Below are 21,493 nucleotides of genomic sequence, written 5' to 3' on the forward strand. Positions count from 1 at the left end.
ACTTTAAATTTTTCTTAATAATTATTTCATAGCTATTTTAGCAACAGCTGCGGTGTCTTTGGTACTTGTAGAATCTTTACCTGTTCCTCCTTCAACGGGAGCCGGTGCATTGGCAGTTTTTACTTCTTGCACTAAAGTTGCTTTATCACTTAACCATTTTTTATAATCCTCCGGAGTATCTACAATAATTTTCATTTGCATATTGTAATGAGATGCACCACAAATTTTATTACATAACAACAAATAGTCAAAAGTATAAGGATCAAGTGCTGTTTCTCCTTTGGCTACCAATTCAGTGCTTTTTTTTGCTCTTAGCGTATTTATTTTAGCTACTTTTTCTACCATGAAAGGCAATTCTCTATATTCAGCTGTTGTGTAAATTGGCGTAAAAGCAAATTCAGTAACCATTCCAGGAACACAATTCATCTGCGCTCTAAAATGGGGCATATAAGCAGAATGTAGAACATCCTGAGAACGCATTTTAAAATGAACTTTTTTCCCTTTAGGGATATGCAACTCCGTTACAACAATGTCGTCTTGTGAATATGGATCAGATAAATCAACACCAACTGAATTGGCACCTTCAATAAACCTAACATTCGCTTTACCTAATACATTATCATTACCTGAGTATCTGGCTTTCCAGTTAAATTGTTGTGCATACAATTCTATAACTACAGTGTCTTCTTCTTCATCAACAAACATTATGTTTGTCCAAGCATACAAACCATAAAGAATTAAACCCGCAAGAACAACGGCCGGAATAACACTCCAGATTGCTTCTAGTTTGTTGTTGTCTGCAAAATATAATGCTTTTTGATCTTTTTTACCTCTGTATTTAAACGCAAAATAATGTAAAAGAACTTGAGTAATTGCTTGAACAATAAAAATTAAAACCCAAGTAATGTTCATAAGATTATCTACAAGCGCTCCATGCTCAGAAGCAGGCGTATGAAGAACAAGTGGACTCCATTTAAACAATCCATAGATTGTAAAAATATAAATGAATGCCAAGAAACCAAACATTAAATAACCTTGTACATTATTATCATTATCAGTAGCTACTTGAGAACTGTCCGAATTTGAACCTACTTGCGTAAGGTCGAATATTTTCGTCAATTGCCACAAAGCAACAGCTAATAAAACTAAAACTATAATTACCAACAAACTTGTCATCTGTTTTTTTCTTTAAATATTAATAATGAAAATGTTTACTTTCTTCTATAAATGGATTTCTTTTTGGCAACAAAGGAGCTTTAGTCAATGCTGTAAAAACAACATAAATAAATAATCCTAGAAAGAAAAGAACGGATGCGATTTCTGAAATTCCGATAAACCATCTATCTCCTACTGTCCCTGGCATTATCATATTAAAGAAATCTATATAATGCCCTAGTAATATTACAATACCAGCCATAACTAATACCCATGTAATTCTTTTGAAATCTGTATTTATCAAAATCAAAATTGGAAACAAGAAGTTCATCACAACAGCACCAAAGAAAGGAAGGTTATACAATTGTATTCTTGTTATAAAATAAGTTACCTCTTCTGGAATATTTGCATACCATATTAACATGAATTGTGAAAACCACAAGTAAGTCCAAAAAACACTTATTCCAAACATAAATTTAGCCAAATCATGAATATGACTTGTATTAACATGTTCTAAATACCCTCTTGATTTTAAATACAATGTCACCATAGTAATCATAGTGATACCGCTGACAAAAAAACTGGCAAAAACATACCATCCAAATAATGTACTGAACCAATGAGGATCAATCGACATAATCCAATCCCAAGACATAATAGATTCTGACACGATGAAGAAAACTAAAAATCCTGCAGATATTTTAAAATTCTTTTTGTACAAATTATTATCTGTAGCTTCATCTTGTGCCAAACAATTTTTTCTGGAATAATAACGGTATAGATTCCAACCAAATAAAAATATAGCGGCTCTAACAATCCAGAAAGGAAAATTTAAATACCCAGATTTAGTTTGAATTATTTTATCATGTGCTACAACTTCAGGATCTAACCAAATAAACAAATGATTAAAATGCAAACCACATAACACCAAGAAAATAAAAAATAAAACTGAACCTACCGGTAAATACGCAGTTATACCTTGCATTACTCTAAACAAAACCGGAGACCATCCAGCTTGGGCTACTTGTTGTATAGCATAAAAAGCTAACACACCCATTGAAATAAGCAAGAAGAAAATACAAGCAACATATAATGCGGCCCATGGCTTATTTTGCAGTTGGTGTAAAACATGTGTTAAATGCTCTTTGTGTTCAGTAGCTTCTTTAGCATCAGTAGTTTCTTTGTGTTCCGCTGCCACTTCATTTTCCTTGTGAGAAGAATTTGAAACTTCATGCTGAACTTCACCATGACCTCCATGACTATCAGCAGCAAGCAGATTTTCAACTTCCTGAATATCTTTTGGTGCAGTTAAAAAACCATATCCAATTCCTAAAAGACCAACAGCCATTAAGATGAAAGAAAAAGTTTTTAATTTACTTGAAAATGTATACATATCTATTACGATCAGTTTGTTCAACAATTATAATTCGCTTTTTAGTTTTAGAACATAGTCAGTAACTAACCATCGTTCATGGGCACTCAATTGATTAGCGTGTGATCCCATTGCATTTAAACCATATGTTATTACGTGAAAGACACTTCCTTCTGTAATTGGCCTGTCAGCATAGCTTGGTACTCCAAGGAATTTTTCTCTTTCAACTAATTTACCTTTACCGTTTCCAGTTGCACCGTGACAACTTATACAATAAATTTCAAAAAGTGCTTTCCCTTCTTCAGAGTTGTTACTCAATGAATCTAATGGTGACTTAAGATTAGCTTTTGCTAATTCGTAACCAGCAGTAGAATTTTCATATTCATAAACATCAAATCCTCTGTTTATAGTTCCTGATACAGGAAGTTGACCTTCTTTACCATTGTTAAATGCATCCGATTCAGAATAAGTTTCATACCCAACTGACTCATACATGTTTGGAAAATACTGATAGTTTGGCGCTGCATTATTATGACAAGACGAAACTAATATCGTTAAACCAAATAAAAGTGTTATTTTATATATCCTTTTCATAGCTATGATTACTGCTTTTCTATTACTTTAACTTCTACTGCTCCTGTGTTTTTGAAAAATGAAACTAACTCTTCTTCATTATCATTAATAGCAACTTCCATCAAAAAATGATTATCTGTTGTTCTCACATCTGGATTCTCAGCTTGTTTAAATGGCCATAACTTACTTCTCATATAAAAAGTAATAACCATTAAATGCGCAGCAAAGAAAACAGTCTCTTCAAACATAATTGGCACGAATGCCGGCATATTTTCAATATAACTAAAACTCGGTTTTCCACCAATATCTTGAGGCCAATCTTGAATCATTATATAGTTCATCATCCAAGTTCCAAATGATAACCCTAACAATCCATAGATAAAAGCACAAATGGCTAATCTTGTAGGAGCAAGTCCCATCGCTTTATCCAGTCCGTGAACAGGAAAAGGAGTAAAAACTTCTTCAATATGATGATGTGCTGCACGTGTTTTTTTAACGGCATCCATCAATATATCATCGTCATTGTATATGGCGTATATTACTTTATTACTCATGATGTAAATCTTTATTTGCTTCTCTTTCTCTTTTATAATTATCTCCAGTCCCTTTTAATATTGTTTTTACTTCCGCTTGAGCAATTACCGGGAATGTTCTAGAATATAATAAAAACAAAACAAAGAAGAAACCTATTGTTCCAATAAAAATACCGATATCAACGAATGTAGGTGAAAACATTGTCCAAGAAGATGGTAAGTAATCTCTATGTAAAGAAGTTACAATAATTACAAATCTTTCAAACCACATTCCAATATTTACAACAATTGAAATTATAAAAGAAAACATAATACTTGTTCTCAATTTTTTGAACCACATAAATTGTGGTGAAAATACATTACAAGTCATCATTGACCAATATGCCCACCAATAAGGTCCGGTAGCTCTGTTTAAGAAAGCATATTGTTCGTATTCTACACCAGAATACCAAGCAATGAAAAGCTCTGTAATATAAGCAACCCCCACGATAGAACCTGTAATCATAATTACAATATTCATTAATTCTATGTGTTGTATAGTAATATAAGCTTCAAGATTAGAAACTTTTCTCATAATGATAAGCAAGGTATTTACCATTGCGAATCCTGAGAAAACGGCTCCAGCAACAAAATATGGAGGAAAGATTGTAGTATGCCATCCAGGGATAACTGAAGTAGCAAAGTCCATAGATACAATCGTGTGTACAGAAAGTACAAGAGGAGTCGCTAAACCTGCAAGAACCAAAGAAACCTCTTCAAAACGTTGCCAGTCTTTTGCTCTACCGCTCCACCCAAAACTTAATATTGAATAAACTCTTTTATTAAAAGGAGTAATTGCTCTATCACGTAACATGGCAAAATCAGGTAACAAACCAGTCCACCAGAAAACTAATGAAACAGAAAGGTAAGTTGAAATTGCAAATACATCCCAAAGTAACGGCGAGTTAAAGTTTACCCAAAGAGAACCAAATTGATTCGGAATTGGTAAAACCCAATATGCTAACCATGGACGCCCCATATGAATAATTGGAAATAAACCTGCTTGAATAACCGAGAAAATTGTCATTGCTTCTGCAGAACGGTTAATAGCCATTCTCCAGCGTTGACGGAAAAGTAATAATACGGCAGAAATTAGGGTCCCTGCGTGACCAATACCAACCCACCAAACAAAGTTCGTGATATCCCAAGCCCAACCAACTGTTTTATTTAATCCCCATGTTCCAATACCTGTAGATACGGTGTAAATTATACAGCCTAATCCCCAAAGGAAGGCTATTAATGCGATTGAAAATACAATCCACCAATGTTTGTTTGCTTTACCCTCAACAGGTGCAGCTACATCTACAGTTACATCGTGATAAGATTTATCACCTATAACTAAAGGTTTTCTAATGGTTGCTTCGTAGTGAGACGACATAATCCTTTATATTGATTCTTAATTAATTATTTTTTGTACTAGGTATTTCTAACTTTAACGTGATAAATCACATTTGGTTTTGTTCCAACATGCTCCAACAAATGATACATTCTATCATCAGCAGCTAATTTAGTTACTTCTGCTTCTTCATCATTTACATCCCCAAATATCATTGCTCCTGTAGAACAAGCATTTGAACATGCAGTTTGGAATTCACCATCTACGATTGCTCTTCCTTCTCTTTTTGCTTTTAAAATTGTTGCCTGTGTCATTTGAATACACATAGAACATTTTTCCATAACTCCACGAGAACGAACATTAACATCTGGATTTAATACCATACGCCCTAAATCGTCATTCATGTGGTAGTCGAATTCACTGTTTTTGTTGTACAAAAACCAGTTAAAACGACGCACTTTGTAAGGACAGTTGTTTGCACAGTAACGTGTACCAACACATCTGTTATAAGCCATGTGATTTTGACCTTGACGACCGTGTGAAGTTGCAGCAACCGGACAAACCGTTTCACAAGGCGCATGATTACAATGCTGACACATTACAGGTTGAAAAGAAACTTGTGGATTATCACCCGCTTTTTCCATTTCATTAAATGTAGATAATGAACTTGATAAACCAGCTATATTTTCTTTTCTTTCGTTATCGCCTTCAAATGTACTTTCAGAAGAATAATATCTATCGATACGCAACCAGTGCATGTCACGACTTCTTCTAACTTCTGATTTTCCAACAACTGGAACGTTGTTTTCTGCATGACAAGCAATTACACAAGCACCACAACCGGTACAAGCATTCAAATCGATAGAAAGATTAAAATGATGCCCAATAGAACGATCAAAAGAATCCCATAAATCAACTTTAGTTGCTTCTACTTCTTTGTGATCTAAAGATACCATTGGTTGTTCGTTCCACTCTTTAGCATCTTTTGTATTGAATATCTCCAAAGAAGTTTCTTTAATAATATCTCCTCTTCCCATCAATGTTTTCTGACCTTGAACACAAGCAAACTCATGTTCTCCTCCAGCTTTCACCAATGTAACAGACTGTACATTATTGAACCCTTTATATAAAGAATAGGCATTTAAACCTACCATCATTTCTTCTTTCAAAGCCGCTTTACGACCATACCCTAAAGCTAGACCAACAGTCCCAACAGCTTGTCCTGGCTGAACAATTACTGGAACATTTTCTAATTTAGCTCCATCTGCAGTAGTTATAGTAGCATAACTTCCGTTTAAACCACCATTAGCAACAATTTCATTAGACAATTCGTATTTCTTAGCATCAGCATTCGAAACGGTAACATAATTATCCCAAGAAACCCTTGTAATTGGATCTGGAAACTCTTGCAACCAAGGGTTATTAGCTTGCTGTCCATCTCCCATACCTGTTTTAGTATACAAAACAAGTTCTAATCCTTCAGTCGCTTTTGATTTCGCTAAAGCACTTGCAGCGGCACTATAATCCGCAGAACCCGCAGATATTGTTGGTATAACACCAACAAAAACTCCATCATGCAATACTTTATTCCAAGAAGAACCCGAGATTATTGTTGAAGCATTAGCTTTAATATAATCATAGAATGTCCCTGAAATACCACTTAAAGACAATAAAACATCTTGAAATTGTTTAGTCTTGAAAAGAGGACGAATTGTAGGTTGCGTTATTCCGTAAGTTCCTTTTGTGATACTTACATCATTCCATGATTCTAAATAATGAGGAACTGCAGCTGCTATCGTACTTACTAAAGCTGTTTCATCTTCTTTTAAAGAAAATGACACCGATGTTTTTACTTTTTTAAGTCCTTCAACAAAAGAAGTACTATCAGCTAAAGTATAAACTGGATTAACTCCACTCATAATTAAAGTATGAACACTTCCCGCTTTCATATCCATAATTAATTGAGCCACTTTTTCGTTAGACCCTTTTCTTATTTGTCTTGCTCCAGAAGTACTAAAAGCTTCACTTGCCAACACTTGGTTGATAGCTAAAACTAATAATTGAGCATTTTTATCCTGAATACCAGAAACCAATACTCCTTTTGAACCGGCAGCTTTTAATTGTTGAGCTGCTTTTGTTACCTCTGCTTTAAATTTACCATCTAAATTTACCGCAGCAGACGAACCGGTCACAATATTATATATGTGTACTAATGCTTGTTTTTGATTAGCGGTTGACATAGGCACTCGCTTATCAGCAGCAGCACCAGACAAAGTCATGTTAGCTTCTAATTGAAAATGACGAGACATTTTTCCGTTTTTCGGAATTCTGCCTTGAGCATAACCAGAATCATATCCTCCACCTTGCCAATCTCCTAGAAAATCTGCACCAATAGAAACTATAAGAGAAGCTTTTGAAAAATCATAATCTACCAAAGCTCTTTCACCGTAAACAGCTTCAAATGCATCAAGTGCTTCTGACGAAGAAACAGCATCATAAACTACATGTTTTGAGTTTGGATTTTTAGCAATAAAATCAGTAATCAACTTTTCAGTTGAAGGACTTGCTAATGTATTTGTTAATAAGACAATTTGACCGCCTTTTGCTTTGGCATCATCAATACTTGACTTAATTTTTGAATCAGCAACAGACCAAGTTACATCTTTACCATCCATTTTCGGCTCCTTCAAACGCATGTTATCATATAATGATAAGATAGACGCATGAATTCTTGCATTGGCAGTAAATTTTGCCCCAGTAATAGTATTATTATCTATTTTAATAGGACGCCCTTCACGTGTTTTAACTAAAAGGTTTGCAAAATCAAAACCGTCAAAAACAGAAGTTGCGTAATAATCTGCTACTCCAGGAATAATTTGCTCTGGTTGTAACACGTAAGGTATTGACTTGTGCACAGGTCCTTCGCAAGCCGCAAGCGTAGCTGCCGCAGTACTAAATCCAACGTACTTTAAAAAATCACGACGTGTTGTAGAAGAAGATGACAATGCATCATTATTCCCTAAAAATTCATCAGTAGGAATTTCTTCAACAAATTCGTTGTTTTTAAGCGCCTCAACAATAGAACTATTTCCGTCTAGTTCTTCAACACTTTTCCAGTATTTTTTGTTTGATGACATATATAAATATTAAAATCTTAATAATTTGATTAATAGTGACATTTACCACATTCTAAACCTCCCATTTGTGCAGCAGTCAATTTTTCTACACCATATTTTTTAGAAAGTTGTTCATGGATTTTAGCATAATACTCATTGCCTTCCATTTTAACATCTGTTTTTCTGTGACAATCTATACACCAACCCATTGTCAATGGAGCAAATTGTTTTTGAATTTCATATTCCTGAACAGGACCATGACAAGTCTGACATTCAATCCCTGCAACCGTAACGTGTTGTGAGTGATTAAAATATACAAAATCAGGTAAGTTATGAATACGAATCCATTTTACAGGCTGCGTTTTTCCAGTATAAGATTGAGTTGTTTTATCCCACCCAACAGCAGTATATAGCTTTTGAATTTGCTCATCATAAAATGCTTTACTATACTCAGGTGTAGCTGTAGTTTCAGCAACTTCAGCAATATTTTTATGACAGTTCATACACACATTCAAAGAAGGAATTCCTGCATTTTTACTGACACGCGCAGCAGAGTGACAATATTTACAATTGATTTCATTGTCCCCCGCATGTATTTTATGCGAAAAATGAATTGGCTGAATTGGCGAATAATCCTGATCTACTCCAACCTGCATCAAATAACCATATACAAAATAAGCACTCGCCAACAACAAGAAAATTGAAGTAACCAATACTAAAAATTGATTTTTTGCAAATGCTTTCCAAATAGATATTGAAGGTTTTTTCGGAGCAACTTCTATCCCATTTGCCTTAGCGACTTTTCGCAAAACATTGTTTACCAAAAACAACATTATAACAAGCATTGCCATAACAAGAGCTAGAGCACCCAGAATAACATTATTTGAAATACCGCTTTCCTGAGCAGCAGCACCTGGAGCTGCAACAGCACCTGTTGCTGCCGGAGCTTCCGCTTTTGGTTCGGAAGTATATGCAATAATATTGTCTATATCTGCATTTGACAATTGTGGAAAAGCAGTCATTACCGCCTTATTGTTTTCTTCAAAAACTTTCACAGCATCAGCATCTCCAGACTTTATCAAATCAGAACTATTGTTCACCCATTTGTAAATCCAAGACATTTCATATTTACCAGACACACCTCTAAGAGCAGGCCCTGTAGATCTGGCGTCTAATTTATGACATGCCGCACAATTTGCATTAAATAGCCCTTTACCTTTTACAGGATCTCCACCTGTTGTCGCAGCTGGAGCCGCAGTAGCTTCAGTTGCCGCCGGAGCCGCAACTTGCGCAAATGAAGTTAAGGAAAACGTTAGCATCAAAGCTAAGCTGAAAAATAATTTCCTCGAGATCGAATTATGGTTACCCACCTTTTTCATATAGTATAATGATTATCTACTAAAAATTGGCACAGTTTTTTCTACAAACACTTTAGAAAAAACCGAACCTTTATTTTAAAAACTGCGACAAAAATACGACTTAAGAACTATTCTCAAAACCTTAAAATAGTCTTAAATTCAATTTATACTAATTCTAAATAATATTTATTATTTCATTTCATTCCATAAATATTACTTTTGTATAAAAACTATCACATTATGAGAATTTTAACATCCCGAAAAGCCTTTTTTTACGCTGTTACTTTATGCCTTACGACAAGCTATATAAATGCACAAGATCGAAATATCACGGTAAGTCAAGACCCAAAATTCGAACAATTGCTAAATGAAAAAAGAAAAATAAACGTTTCAAACGCCGCAAACGACCGGTATAAAATTCAAATTTTTAGCGGAGAAAGCGAAAAGGCAAAAAACATATTGACCGAATTCAAACAAGAGTTTAGCGACATAGACGGGACAATTCTATTCAACACCCCTAATTATAAAGTTTGGATTGGAAATTTTAAAACGCGTATTGAAGCAGAAAGAAATCTAATTGAGATTAGAAAAAAATACAATAACGTGCATTTGATAAAACCTAACAAATAACAAAAAAAGACACCCAATCAGGTGTCTTTTTTGTTTATTGAACTATCGTTTCTTGGTAATATCTTTTAAGAATAGCTTTTATATCTTCACTGCTTTTCTTACTGCTTTTAAAATCTTTTAAAAGTACTGGATAGGGCATCAACATAACTTTCATTTCATTATTTGATAAATAAAGAAGGCCGCCCCGAATAACAATCAATAAGCATTGGCACTGATGAGTCACTTGCTACGGAAGCAATTGCAACACCAATTAACCCAAACATCGCCCCCATAGCAATGGTATCATTAGGATTGTAAACTACATTTTCTATATAATATTTACCTTCAATTATTTCGATTTTAGCATAATATTTTGCACTAGAATACTTTAAGACATTTATATAAAAAACCTCACCGTCACTGAATCCGTAATAATTCAATTCTTCTGAATCAATGGTTATATTAAGCAAATGAAATCTTTCCTTTATATTCTTAATTTCAAAATTACTATCATCAAGTGGCTTACCATTTAAAACATCTGCATAGGTCAAATAAATGCCTTTTGAAGGAAACACGGTGATCGTTTTACTTTTAGCATTTTGATTAGTATCAAAAATCATGGCAATTTTATCATTATTACTTGTTTTCATGTAATTAGTTAAACATTCCTGCAAAACTTTTTTTAAATCTCTCATCGTGTTTATTGGTAACATCCATACCGTCACTTTCTGTGGAAGCGGTGTATGTTCCAACAATATAATCAACACCCCCTTTAGATTCTATTAATATCAATTACTAAAGTCGCATATGCTGTTTCAGACATTGCACGAGTAAGTTCCGAAACATATAGGTCATTAATTCGAATAGAAATTGTAGGTTTGTTTTCCTGTTTTGGACAAATTACGGAGAGGTAATCAAAAAATTCTTCTACCAAAGGTTTTTCAAAATTCGCTAAGACTTTTCTATTGAATCCACTTTTTTGAACAGTTCCGATATTTTCCTTAAACTGTCTTCCATCGTAAACATTTTCTACATAGAAATTAAAACCTGACACTTTATCATTTTTATCTTTCAGAGATATTTTATGATATTCGTTTTATTTTGAGAAAACACAACAGCGCTAACTGCAATAAAAAATAATGTAACTAGTTTATTCATGGAAATTAATTTTTAGTATGCTATAAAAATAAAAAAATCCCGACAAAATCGGGATTTTAATTATAAAATATTGAAATTCTATTTCAATTTCTTTTTAACCGCTACTTCATGGTACGATTCAATAACATCTCTTTCCTCGATGTCATTATATCCTTTTACTTGAATACCACAATCGTATCCTTTAGCTACTTCTTTCACATCGTCTTTGAAACGTTTCAACGCTAACAATTCTCCTGTAAATACAACTACACCTTCTCTGATAATTCTCATTTTGGCGTTTTTAACAATTTTACCATCCATAACCATACTTCCAGCAATTGAACCAACTTTAGAAATTTTGAATATCTCTCTAATCTCAGCAGTACCCAGAATTTCTTCTTTCATTTCCGGAGCCAACATTCCTTCCATTGCATCTTTCAAGTCATCGATAGCTGCATAAATGATAGAGTAGTAACGGATATCGATTTCTTCTTTGTCCGCTAATTGTCTTGCATTTCCAGCAGGACGAACATTAAATCCGATGATAATTGCATCTGATGCAGAAGCCAACATTACGTCAGTTTCTGTAATAGCACCAACACCTTTATGTATAATATTGATTTGAATTTCTTCAGTAGATAATTTAGAGAACGAATCGGACAATGCTTCAACAGAACCATCAACATCTCCTTTAAGGATAATATTCAATTCTTTAAATTGACCCAATGCGATTCTACGTCCAATTTCATCCAATGTAATATGACGTTGTGTACGTACGGATTGTTCACGCATTAATTGAGAACGTTTCGAGGCAATTTGTTTCGCTTCTTTTTCATCTTCAAAAATATTGAATTTATCACCCGCCGTTGCTGCTCCATCAAGACCTAGAACTGAAACCGGAGTCGAAGGACCCGCAACAGTTACTATATTCCCTCTTTCATCATGCATGGCTTTAATTTTACCATGATGCTTACCAGCCAACATATAATCTCCAATTTTCAAAGTTCCGTTTTGAACTAATATCGTAGAAACATATCCTTTTCCTTTATCTAGGAATGCTTCAACAACAGTTCCAGAAGCCGCTTTATTTGGATTTGATTTCAAATCTAAAAGTTCTGCTTCTAACAATACTTTTTCTAGTAATTCTTTAACCCCTGTACCTACTTTTGCAGAAATATCATGTGATTGAATTTTTCCACCCCAATCTTCAACAAGTAAATTCATACCCGCTAATCTTTCTTTTACTTTTTCAGGATTAGCGTTTGGCTTATCAATTTTATTGATAGCAAATATAATAGGAACTCCAGCTGCTTGAGCATGGCTAATTGCTTCTTTAGTTTGCGGCATGATGTCATCATCAGCAGCAATCACAATAATAGCAATATCCGTAACTTGAGCACCACGCGCACGCATAGCTGTAAATGCCTCGTGACCCGGCGTATCTAAGAATGCAATTTTTTGACCGTTATCTAAAGTTACTCCGTAGGCACCAATGTGTTGTGTTATTCCTCCAGATTCACCTGCGATTACGTTTTCTTTACGAATATAATCCAATAACGATGTTTTACCGTGATCGACGTGACCCATTACCGTAACAATAGGTGCTCTAAAAACTAAGTCTTCTTCTCTATCTTCAACAACTTGAATTGCTTCTTCGATATCTACAGTAATAAACTCTACTTCATAACCAAATTCATCGGCAACAATAGTCAATGTTTCAGCATCAAGACGTTGGTTCATGGTAACCATGATTCCAAGTGACATACAAGTACCGATAACTTTAGTAATTGGCACATCCATCATGATAGCAATTTCACCTACTGTTACGAATTCAGTAACCTTAATGGTTTTACTTCCTTCGTCAATAGCTCTTTGCTCATCATCAGATTTCTGACGGTGCGTGTCTCTTTTATCTCTTCTGTATTTAGCTGCTTTAGATTTCCCACCTTTTCCTTGTAGTTTTTCTAAAGTCTCTCTAATTTGATTTTTAACTTCCTCTTCTGTAGGCTCCACTTTTGCAACAATTGCAGGTCTGTTTCCTTTTACAAAACCAGGTCTTGCACTTCTATTTGCGTTGAATCCACCGCCACCTACATTTGGTGTAATCTTGTTAGGATTTGGCGCACCAGGAACTCCCGGTGTTGCAGGCGGTCTAGGAGCACCCGGTTTAGGGGCAATCCTTTTACGTTTATTTTTATTTGCATTGGCTGCAGCCGAACCTGGAGCACCCGGTTTATTCGGAGTGATTTTAGGTTCTTCCTTTTTCTTTTTCGGTTTGTTGAATTGAGATAAATCAATTATTTGACCCGTTAAAGTAGTTCCAGATAGTTTTTGATATTGTGTTGTGATGGTTTCATCAACAGGCGCTTCATCCGTTTTAACTGCTTCGGTTTTTACAACCACTTTTGGTTCAGCAGCGACTTCTTTGACAGCCTCTGTTTTCACCTCTTTTATCCCAACAACAGGTTTTACCTCTTTTTTGTCTGAAACAACTTTTTCTTGTAAAGGTTTTTCTGGTGACGGTTTTTCAGCTGAAACTTCTTTTTGAACAGATTTTACCTCAGGTACTTTGGCCGCTGGAATCTCTATTTTTTCAACAGCTTTTACAGGCGGGACAACGATAGCTTTTTTTGGATTAAGATCAATCTTACCAACTTGAACAGGACCTGCTATAACTGCTCTCGCTTTTATAACTTCTTGTTGTTTTAGACGCTCTTCCTCTATTTTACGTTTGTCTTCAATTTCTTTCTCTCGTTCTAAACGCAAAGCTTCTTTTTCTTTTTTCTTCTCTTCCCCTACTTCTTTCGAAGCTTCTTTATTCCCTTTGTCACCTGCAAACTGACCGCACAAGACATTGTATACATCATCAGAAATTTTTGTGTTTGGATTTGCTTCAATGGCAATTCCCTTATCTTTTAGATAATCCACAGCTCTTTCCAAAGAAATATTCAATTCCCTTAAAACTTTGTTTATTCTAATAATTCTCTCTTCAGACATAAAACCTTTTTATTATTACCTTTTTTGTTGTTCCTCACTCTAACCCTCTCCAAAGGAAAGGAATATGAAAGTGGAATATTTATTTTGCCAGAAGAAATGACTAACTATCAAATTCTTCTTTCAATATTCTCATTACATCTAGAATTGTTTCCTCTTCCAGGTCTGTTCTTCTTACTAAATCTTCTACATCTTGTTTTAAAATACTTTTTGCAGTATCTAAACCAATTTTTGCAAATTCTTCAATAACCCAGTCTTCAATTTCATCTGAAAACTCAGTCAATTCAACATCATCCTCATCAGCAGTTGCTCCCGCAACATCACCTTCACGGATAACATCTAATTCATAACCAGTTAATAAACCCGCTAATTTAATATTGTGTCCACCACGACCAATAGCTTTAGAAACTTCTTCAAGTTTCAAGAAAACCTCTGCTCTTTTAGTATCTTCATTAATTTTAATTGAAGAAACTTTTGCAGGGCTTAATGCTCTGGTTATGTACAATTGAATATTACTGGTATAATTGATAACGTCAATATTTTCATTTCCTAATTCACGAACAATTCCATGAATACGAGAACCTTTCATACCAACACACGCTCCTACCGGATCAATTCTATCATCATAAGAATCTACGGCTACTTTTGCTTTTTCACCTGGAATCCTTACGACTTTTTTCACCATAATTAATCCGTCAAATACTTCAGGGATTTCTTGTTCAAATAATTTCTCTAAAAACTTCTCAGAAGTTCTAGACATAATAATTTGAGGTTTGTTTCCTTTCAATTCAACGCTTTCAATTATCCCTCTTACATTATCTCCCTTGCGGAAAAAATCAGAAGGTATTTGTTTTTCTTTTGGTAAAATTATTTCATTCCCTTCATCATCAACCAAAATTACAACTCTAGGACGCACATGATGTACTTCAGCAGTGTAAATATCTCCAATTAAATCTTTAAATTGTTTATAAAGATTTGTATTATCATGCTCATGAATTTTTGAAATTAGGTTTTGGCGCAAGGCCAAAATAGCTCTTCTTCCTAAATCAATTAATTTTACTTCTTCAGAAACTTCTTCACCAATTTCAAAATCAGCTTCAATTTTTCTCGCTTCTGTCAATGTAATTTCTTCATTTTCAAAATCCAAATCCTCGTCAGCAACGATTACCCTTCTTCTCCAAATTTCCATATCTCCTTTGTCAGGATTTATAATAATATCGAAATTATCATCTGAACCGTATTTTTTCTTCAATGCATTTCTAAATACATCTTCCAAAATTGCCATAAGCGTTACACGATCAATAAGTTTATCATCTTTAAACTCTGAGAATGAATCGATCAATGCTAAATTTTCCATGCGAATTCTTTAATTAAAATGTTACTGTAACAATTGCTTCTTTAATGTCTCCGTAAGGCAGTTTAAGTTCTTTTTGAACTGTTTCCTTTCCTTTTCCTATCTTTTTAGGCTCTCTTGCTTTCCATGACAAAATTACAAAATCATCATTAGCTTCCACTAATTCCGCTTCAATTATTTCTGCCCCAGTCTTCACAATCAATGTTCGTCCTATATTTTTCTTGTATTGTCTTACTAATTTCAATGGCGACCCAACTCCTACCGAAGCTACTTCTAAAGAATAATCTTGTTCCTCGCGATCCAAGTTATTATCTATAAAACGACTCACATCGATGCAATCCTGAAGTGCAACTCCATTATCACCATCTAAATTCACAATAACCTTGAAAGCATCAGTGATAGTAAGGTCTATCAAAAAAATTGATGACTTTTCTAAAAGGCATTCTGTCAATAACGTATTTACTTTTTCTTTAAATGTCATATTTTTATAAAAAGAGGGGACATTTAGTCCCCTCATTATCTAGATTTTAATAAATAACGGTGCAAATATAGTGTTTTTTTTTATTAATTAAAATAATCGATTGCTGTTAAAATATTTCTTATCTTTAATCTAGCATTAAAATAACTGTTTTTTACATAATTTAAACTTTTTAATTATGAAACGAATTTTAGTCCCAACCGATTTTTCAGAACATGCTGAAGATGCCTTGAAAGTAGCCGCACAAATTGCCAAAAAAAATAATTGCGAAATATTCTTACTGCACATGTTGGAACTCCCAAGCCAAATGAGCGACGCTATTTCTGGCGGAAGCGGTATTCCAGAAGTAATGCTATTTATAAAAAAAGCAAACGAAACCTTTCAAAAAATCAAAGAACGCCCCTATTTAAATGGGATTTCAGTCAGTGAAACGGTACAATTTGAAAGAGCTTCGGATGGCATATTATCATTCTGCAAAAAAAACAAAATTGATTTAATTATTATGGGCTCCCACGGATCTTCTGGAATTGAAGAAATGCTAATTGGCTCCAATACCGAAAAAGTAGTACGCCTTTCAGACATACCCGTTTTAGTTATTAAAAAAGATATCGGCAAATTTGAAGCTAGAAATTTCGTTTTTGCATCTGACTTTTCGAAAGAAATAAAAAAACCATTCAAAAAAATGATTGAATTTACCAAAATCTTTGATGCGAATCTGTTTTTAGTAATGATTTGCACTCCCAATAGCTTCAAAACAACCCTTGTTGCCGAAAAGGTCATGAATGATTTTATTGCTGATTTTGACATTCAAAATTACTCCTTCCATATTTTTAATGATGTCAATATTGAAAACGGAATACTCAATTTTTCAAATACAATTAATGCGGATTTAATAGGCCTTTGCACACATGGCAGAACTGGATTAGCGCATTTTTTTAATGGAAGCATTAGTGAGGACTTAGTAAATCATACTGTAAAACCAGTAATTACTTTTAAAATTTAATTTTCAGTTACAAAAATCAACCTCAAATTAAATTCCCAAAACACTTCTTAGAATTCAAAAAAAATCTTTCAAAAATTTTCAAATAAAAAAAGCCTCTCAAAAATTGAGAGGCTTTACGTTGGTCTACAAGGACTCGAACCTTGAAAGACTGCACCAAAAACAGTTGTGTTACCATTACACCATAGACCAGCATTGCTTTGTTAAGCGAGTGCAAATTTAATACAAATTTTAATTTGTACAAATTTTTAAGCGCTTTTTATTCAAAAAAAATTCATTAAAGATCCCAAACACCCTTTAAAATTTAGGAAAAGACTAAAAACCAAGCTGTTGCTTCACTTCATTTGTTTTTTAGAAAATTTTGTTAATGCTCGCATCGTTACATAAAAAAACATTTTCTTTGTAACTCAAAATTTAACTACAATTTAGTACTGAAATATGGCAACATTCAATTTCAATAAATGGAATACGATTATAGGTTGGTTTACATTTGGAATCGCATTAACAACATACACACTCACAGTTGAACCCACAATGAGTTTCTGGGATTGTGGAGAATATATTGCCACAGCAGCAAAATTAGAGGTAGGACATCCCCCGGGAGCACCTTTATTTCAAATGATTGGCGCCTTTTTTGCCATATTTGCTTCAGATGACCAACATGTTGCCCTAATGGTCAATATGACGTCCGTTTTCTCTAGTGCCTTTACTATATTATTTATGTATTGGTCTTCAACAATTTTATTAAAAAAACTAATTTCTCGATTTTCCGAAACAAATAAAAATAATGATATTGTTATTTTAGGCAGTTCATTTGTAGGCACATTGGCCTATACTTTTTCTGATAGCTTTTGGTTCAATGCCGTTGAAGCCGAAGTTTATGCCATGGCTTCTTTATTAATTGCGTTGCTCTTTTGGTTGGGTTTACGTTGGGAACAAGACATGGAGACCCCTAGAGGGAATAAATGGTTATTGATCATTTCTCTAGTTATAGGACTTTCGTTTGGAGTGCATTTCATGGCTTTATTAACAATCCCAGCCATTGGTTTTCTTTATTTTTTCAAACATTATAAAATTGTTACCGTCAAAAGTTTCATCATTGCAAATATTGTAGTTATCACCATTTTATTGTTTATATTCAAACTATTGCTTCCTTTGACAATGGCTTTCTTTGGTAAAACCGAAGTTTTTATGGTCAACAATTTAGGATTACCGTTTGACTCAGGGACTATTTTTGTTGCACTACTCTTCATCGCTTTCTTTTACTTTGGTTTAAAATACACCAAACAAAAAGGTTTGATTTTCTACAATACTATAATTCTTTGCATATTATTCATTTTAATTGGCTTCTCCACTTGGATGATGTTACCTATTAGAGCAAATGCGAATACCGTAATAAATGAAAACAAACCTTCCGATGCACGTGAGGTTTTAGCCTATTATAACAGAGAACAATATGGCGTTAATCCGTTGTTCTATGGACCTCAATATACAGAAACCTTTGCTGGTTTAGATAAAGAAAATCCTTATTTAGACAAAGCTCCAAACTATGAAAGAGATTACAAAACAGGAAAATATGTTATTGTAAATAATTTCAAAAATGCGGAACAAAATAGCGATGACAATCAAAAAACTATTTTGCCTAGAATGTGGAGTACAGAGCATATAGAGAACTATATGAATTTCACAAATCCTCCACAATTTAAAATAAATCCGGATTATCCTTACGAAGATGACTTGGGCAAATATGGCATTGATCCAAGCCAACTAAGCGAAGAGGATTACAATAAGGCCATAGCGCAGTTGAGAAATGAAGTCGAAAAAACAGTGACTGAATTTAGACAAGCTTACGCTCAAAAACAAATAGACAATGGCGGTTACGTATCTTTCTTGAAAAGTTACGGGGATTACCTCATCATAGAAAAGCCAACAACGGTTGACAATTTTAGTTTTATGTTCGAATACCAATTTGGTTATATGTATTGGAGGTATTTGATGTGGAATTTTGTTGGACGCCAAAGCGATGTACAAGGGAAATACGATAATTTAGACGGAAATTGGATTAGCGGCATAAAATTTATTGACAGCCTGCATTTAGGCTCACAAGATAATTTACCATCAGATGTATTGAATAATAAAGGCCGAAATGTCTATTTCTTTTTGCCTTTTATACTCGGACTTATTGGCTTGATGTATCATGCCAATAAAGATTTAAAGAGTTTTTATGTTTTATTAGCCTTGTTTTTATTCACAGGCCTGGCACTAAAAATTTACTTAAACGAAAGACCTTTTGAACCTCGTGAAAGAGATTATGCTTTAGTAGGCTCCTTCTATGTATTTGCCATCTGGATAGGATTTGGGGTTTATGCGCTGTACGAAAGTGCCTGCAACTATTTGGCTCCAAAAATAGCCGGACCACTACTTATAGGAGCCAGTTTATTAGCCGCTCCTGTTCTTATGGCTTCTCAAAACTGGGATGATCATGATCGTTCTGATAAATATACCGCTGTTGCAATGGCAAAAGCATATCTTACTTCTTGCGATCCAAATGCAATACTTTTTACCATTGGAGATAATGACACTTTCCCGCTTTGGTACGCTCAGGAAATTGAAAAAATAAGAACTGACGTTAAAATCGTAAATACAAGTCTTTTCATGACCGATTGGTATATCGATCAAATGAAAACCAAAACATACGAATCAGATCCTTTGCCTATTTCATTCACACACGATCAATATGTAGGCGACAAACTGGATTATGTAGCGCATATACCAAAAGTAGAAAGCAGATGGGACGTAAAAGACTTTATAAGTTTTATTAAAAACCCAAAATCTACTGTTGAAATGCAAAACGGACAAACCATTCATTTTTATCCAACAAATAAAGTGAGAATTCCTGTTGACAGAAACACTATCATCAAGAACAAAGTTGTTTCTGCTAAATACAATGATTCAATTGTCCCTTATATAGATATCGATATCAAAGGAAATGCATTGTACAAAAACAGATTGATGATGCTTGATATTGTAGCTAATAACAACTGGAAAAGACCTATTTACTTTAGTGGTGGCGCCTTTGATAATGAAGATTATTTATGGATGAAAGATTATCTTCAGTTAGACGGAATGGTTTATAAATTAGTTCCTATAAAAACCAAAATGGGTAAAGACGACAACCAAATGGAAATGGGACAGATTGATGCTGACAAAATGTACTCAAACGTTATGAAATGGGATTGGGGAAATAGTGAAAGCCCGACGATTTATCACGACCCAGAAACCAGAAGAAACAGCATTACTTACCGAATGAATCTTGCCCGATTAATGAATCAGTTAATCGTTGAGGGAAAGAAAGACAAAGCTAAAAACATTATCGATTTGGCCATGACAAAAATGCCTTTGGATAAATTTGGGTATTATTCTTTGGTTGAACCATTTGCTAAAGGATATTATGCTATTGGAGAAAAAGCTAAAGCTCAGGAACTTCTTGAAAAATTAATGACTAAATACAAAGAAAATTTAAATTACTACATTAATCTCAATGCTGTAGATCAAACTGATATTGCTGTGGATATAATAACAGATATAGAACGTTACAGAGGTTTGCTTCTAGTAATGAAAGAAAGTGGTGATTCAACTTTTTACAATAAAAATAAAATAATTTTCAATACGTATATTAAAATGTTTGAACGTTTTGGTCGCGAAAAAGAGTAATTTAATTTGACAATTAGAAAATGTAGCGATATTGAAAAATGTCGCTATTTTTTTTTACTTTTAAATAAAAAAACAAATGAACCTTTATTGGATAAAAACAAATCGGATTATAAAAAAAATATTTTCAAATTATACTTGGGACATTCCCAATACCGAAAACAAAGTATACCTCACCTTTGATGACGGACCAATACCGGAAATCACTGAATGGGTTTTGGAAGAATTAAAAACACACAACGCAAAAGCAACTTTTTTCTGCATAGGAGATAACATTAATAAAAATAACAAAATATTTAAAAAAGTAATCACTGAAGGCCATGCGATTGGAAATCACACATTCAATCATCTGAACGGCTGGAAAACTACAACTGAAGCCTATTTGGAAAATTTCAAACGCTGTGAGGAAATCATTCAGCAATCTGGTATCAACCTAAAATCTAAATTCTTCCGTCCACCTTATGGAAAAATAAAAACTACCCAAGCTAAAGAAATAAGCAAATTAGGGTACAAAATAATAATGTGGGATGTCCTAAGCGCAGATTTTGATCAAAACTTATCTAAAGAAGATTGTTTGGAAAATGTGTTATCAAATATAGAATCAGGAAGTATAATTGTTTTTCATGACAGTATAAAAGCCTTCAAAAACTTAGAATATGTACTCCCTAGAACTTTAGCTTATCTAAAAGAAAACAACTTTATTTGTGATGTTATAGAATAAAAAAGAG

Annotated in this window: 16 protein-coding genes and 1 tRNA gene; 4 read left to right on the forward strand and 13 right to left on the reverse strand. The window is 33.9% G+C overall.

Features of this window, described 5'->3' with window-relative positions:
• Positions 1 to 21: 21 nt before the first annotated feature.
• Genes FNW38_RS03150 through FNW38_RS03180 form a run of 7 tightly spaced genes read right to left on the reverse strand, consistent with a single transcriptional unit; the run spans position 22 to position 9,503 of the window.
• Positions 22 to 1,176 (reverse strand): cytochrome c oxidase subunit II, encoded by a 1,155-nt coding sequence (locus FNW38_RS03150; RefSeq protein WP_143385966.1) that lies wholly within the window; start codon positions 1,174 to 1,176, stop codon positions 22 to 24.
• Between the two features lie 19 nt (positions 1,177 to 1,195).
• Entirely contained in the window at positions 1,196 to 2,548 is a 1,353-nt protein-coding gene (locus tag FNW38_RS03155) for a quinol:cytochrome C oxidoreductase (protein WP_143385965.1), read from the reverse strand.
• A 27-nt stretch (positions 2,549 to 2,575) separates the two neighbouring features.
• A complete protein-coding gene (locus FNW38_RS03160; protein ID WP_143385964.1) occupies positions 2,576 to 3,121 on the reverse strand; it encodes a c-type cytochrome in 546 nt (181 codons plus the stop codon).
• Positions 3,122 to 3,129: 8 nt separating this feature from the next.
• Positions 3,130 to 3,654 (reverse strand): DUF3341 domain-containing protein, encoded by a 525-nt coding sequence (locus FNW38_RS03165; protein WP_143385963.1) that lies wholly within the window; start codon positions 3,652 to 3,654, stop codon positions 3,130 to 3,132.
• Positions 3,647 to 5,050: an NrfD/PsrC family molybdoenzyme membrane anchor subunit gene (nrfD, locus tag FNW38_RS03170; RefSeq protein ID WP_073204459.1), complete on the reverse strand. Its 1,404-nt coding sequence runs from the start codon at positions 5,048 to 5,050 to the stop codon at positions 3,647 to 3,649. Before nrfD ends, FNW38_RS03165 begins: the two co-directional genes overlap by 8 nt.
• A gap of 38 nt (positions 5,051 to 5,088) precedes the next feature.
• Complete coding sequence (locus FNW38_RS03175; protein ID WP_143385962.1) at positions 5,089 to 8,145, reverse strand: TAT-variant-translocated molybdopterin oxidoreductase; 3,057 nt, start codon at positions 8,143 to 8,145, stop codon at positions 5,089 to 5,091.
• Positions 8,146 to 8,174: 29 nt separating this feature from the next.
• Positions 8,175 to 9,503, reverse strand: coding sequence for a cytochrome c3 family protein (locus FNW38_RS03180; protein WP_143385961.1), 1,329 nt, complete (start codon positions 9,501 to 9,503; stop codon positions 8,175 to 8,177).
• A 219-nt stretch (positions 9,504 to 9,722) separates the two neighbouring features.
• On the opposite strand from FNW38_RS03180, the gene FNW38_RS03185 reads away from it, so the two are divergent.
• The gene (locus FNW38_RS03185; RefSeq protein WP_143385960.1) at positions 9,723 to 10,112 is read left to right on the forward strand and encodes an SPOR domain-containing protein; all 390 of its coding nucleotides are present in this window, start codon (positions 9,723 to 9,725) and stop codon (positions 10,110 to 10,112) included.
• Positions 10,113 to 10,270: 158 nt separating this feature from the next.
• Here FNW38_RS03185 and FNW38_RS03190 read toward each other — a convergent pair whose 3' ends face one another.
• The 5 genes from FNW38_RS03190 to rimP form a co-directional block, all read right to left on the reverse strand.
• Positions 10,271 to 10,741 carry a hypothetical protein gene (locus FNW38_RS03190; RefSeq protein WP_143385959.1) on the reverse strand — a complete coding sequence of 157 codons (471 nt, stop codon included), beginning with the start codon at positions 10,739 to 10,741 and terminating at the stop codon, positions 10,271 to 10,273.
• A gap of 122 nt (positions 10,742 to 10,863) precedes the next feature.
• Positions 10,864 to 11,145, reverse strand: a complete 282-nt coding sequence (locus FNW38_RS03195) for a hypothetical protein (protein WP_143385958.1) — start codon at positions 11,143 to 11,145, stop codon at positions 10,864 to 10,866.
• A gap of 182 nt (positions 11,146 to 11,327) precedes the next feature.
• Positions 11,328 to 14,225: a translation initiation factor IF-2 gene (infB, locus tag FNW38_RS03200; RefSeq protein WP_143385957.1), complete on the reverse strand. Its 2,898-nt coding sequence runs from the start codon at positions 14,223 to 14,225 to the stop codon at positions 11,328 to 11,330.
• 100 nt (positions 14,226 to 14,325) lie between these two features.
• Positions 14,326 to 15,579: a transcription termination factor NusA gene (gene nusA / locus FNW38_RS03205; protein WP_143385956.1), complete on the reverse strand. Its 1,254-nt coding sequence runs from the start codon at positions 15,577 to 15,579 to the stop codon at positions 14,326 to 14,328.
• A 13-nt stretch (positions 15,580 to 15,592) separates the two neighbouring features.
• Entirely contained in the window at positions 15,593 to 16,057 is a 465-nt protein-coding gene (rimP, locus tag FNW38_RS03210) for a ribosome assembly cofactor RimP (RefSeq protein ID WP_185963067.1), read from the reverse strand.
• Between the two features lie 175 nt (positions 16,058 to 16,232).
• Between rimP and FNW38_RS03215 the strand changes: the two genes are divergently transcribed.
• Positions 16,233 to 17,057, forward strand: a complete 825-nt coding sequence (locus FNW38_RS03215) for a universal stress protein (protein WP_143385954.1) — start codon at positions 16,233 to 16,235, stop codon at positions 17,055 to 17,057.
• 118 nt (positions 17,058 to 17,175) lie between these two features.
• On the opposite strand, the gene FNW38_RS03220 is transcribed toward FNW38_RS03215, so the two are convergent.
• Positions 17,176 to 17,246: transfer RNA gene (locus FNW38_RS03220), tRNA-Gln, on the reverse strand.
• A gap of 246 nt (positions 17,247 to 17,492) precedes the next feature.
• Between FNW38_RS03220 and FNW38_RS03225 the strand changes: the two genes are divergently transcribed.
• Both FNW38_RS03225 and FNW38_RS03230 read left to right on the forward strand, forming a co-directional pair.
• Complete coding sequence (locus tag FNW38_RS03225; protein WP_143385953.1) at positions 17,493 to 20,768, forward strand: glycosyltransferase family 117 protein; 3,276 nt, start codon at positions 17,493 to 17,495, stop codon at positions 20,766 to 20,768.
• A 76-nt stretch (positions 20,769 to 20,844) separates the two neighbouring features.
• Positions 20,845 to 21,486 carry a polysaccharide deacetylase family protein gene (locus tag FNW38_RS03230; protein WP_143385952.1) on the forward strand — a complete coding sequence of 214 codons (642 nt, stop codon included), beginning with the start codon at positions 20,845 to 20,847 and terminating at the stop codon, positions 21,484 to 21,486.
• Positions 21,487 to 21,493: the final 7 nt, after the last annotated feature.

The organism is Flavobacterium gawalongense (assembly GCF_007097265.1).
In the GTDB taxonomy this organism is placed as follows: domain Bacteria; phylum Bacteroidota; class Bacteroidia; order Flavobacteriales; family Flavobacteriaceae; genus Flavobacterium; species Flavobacterium gawalongense.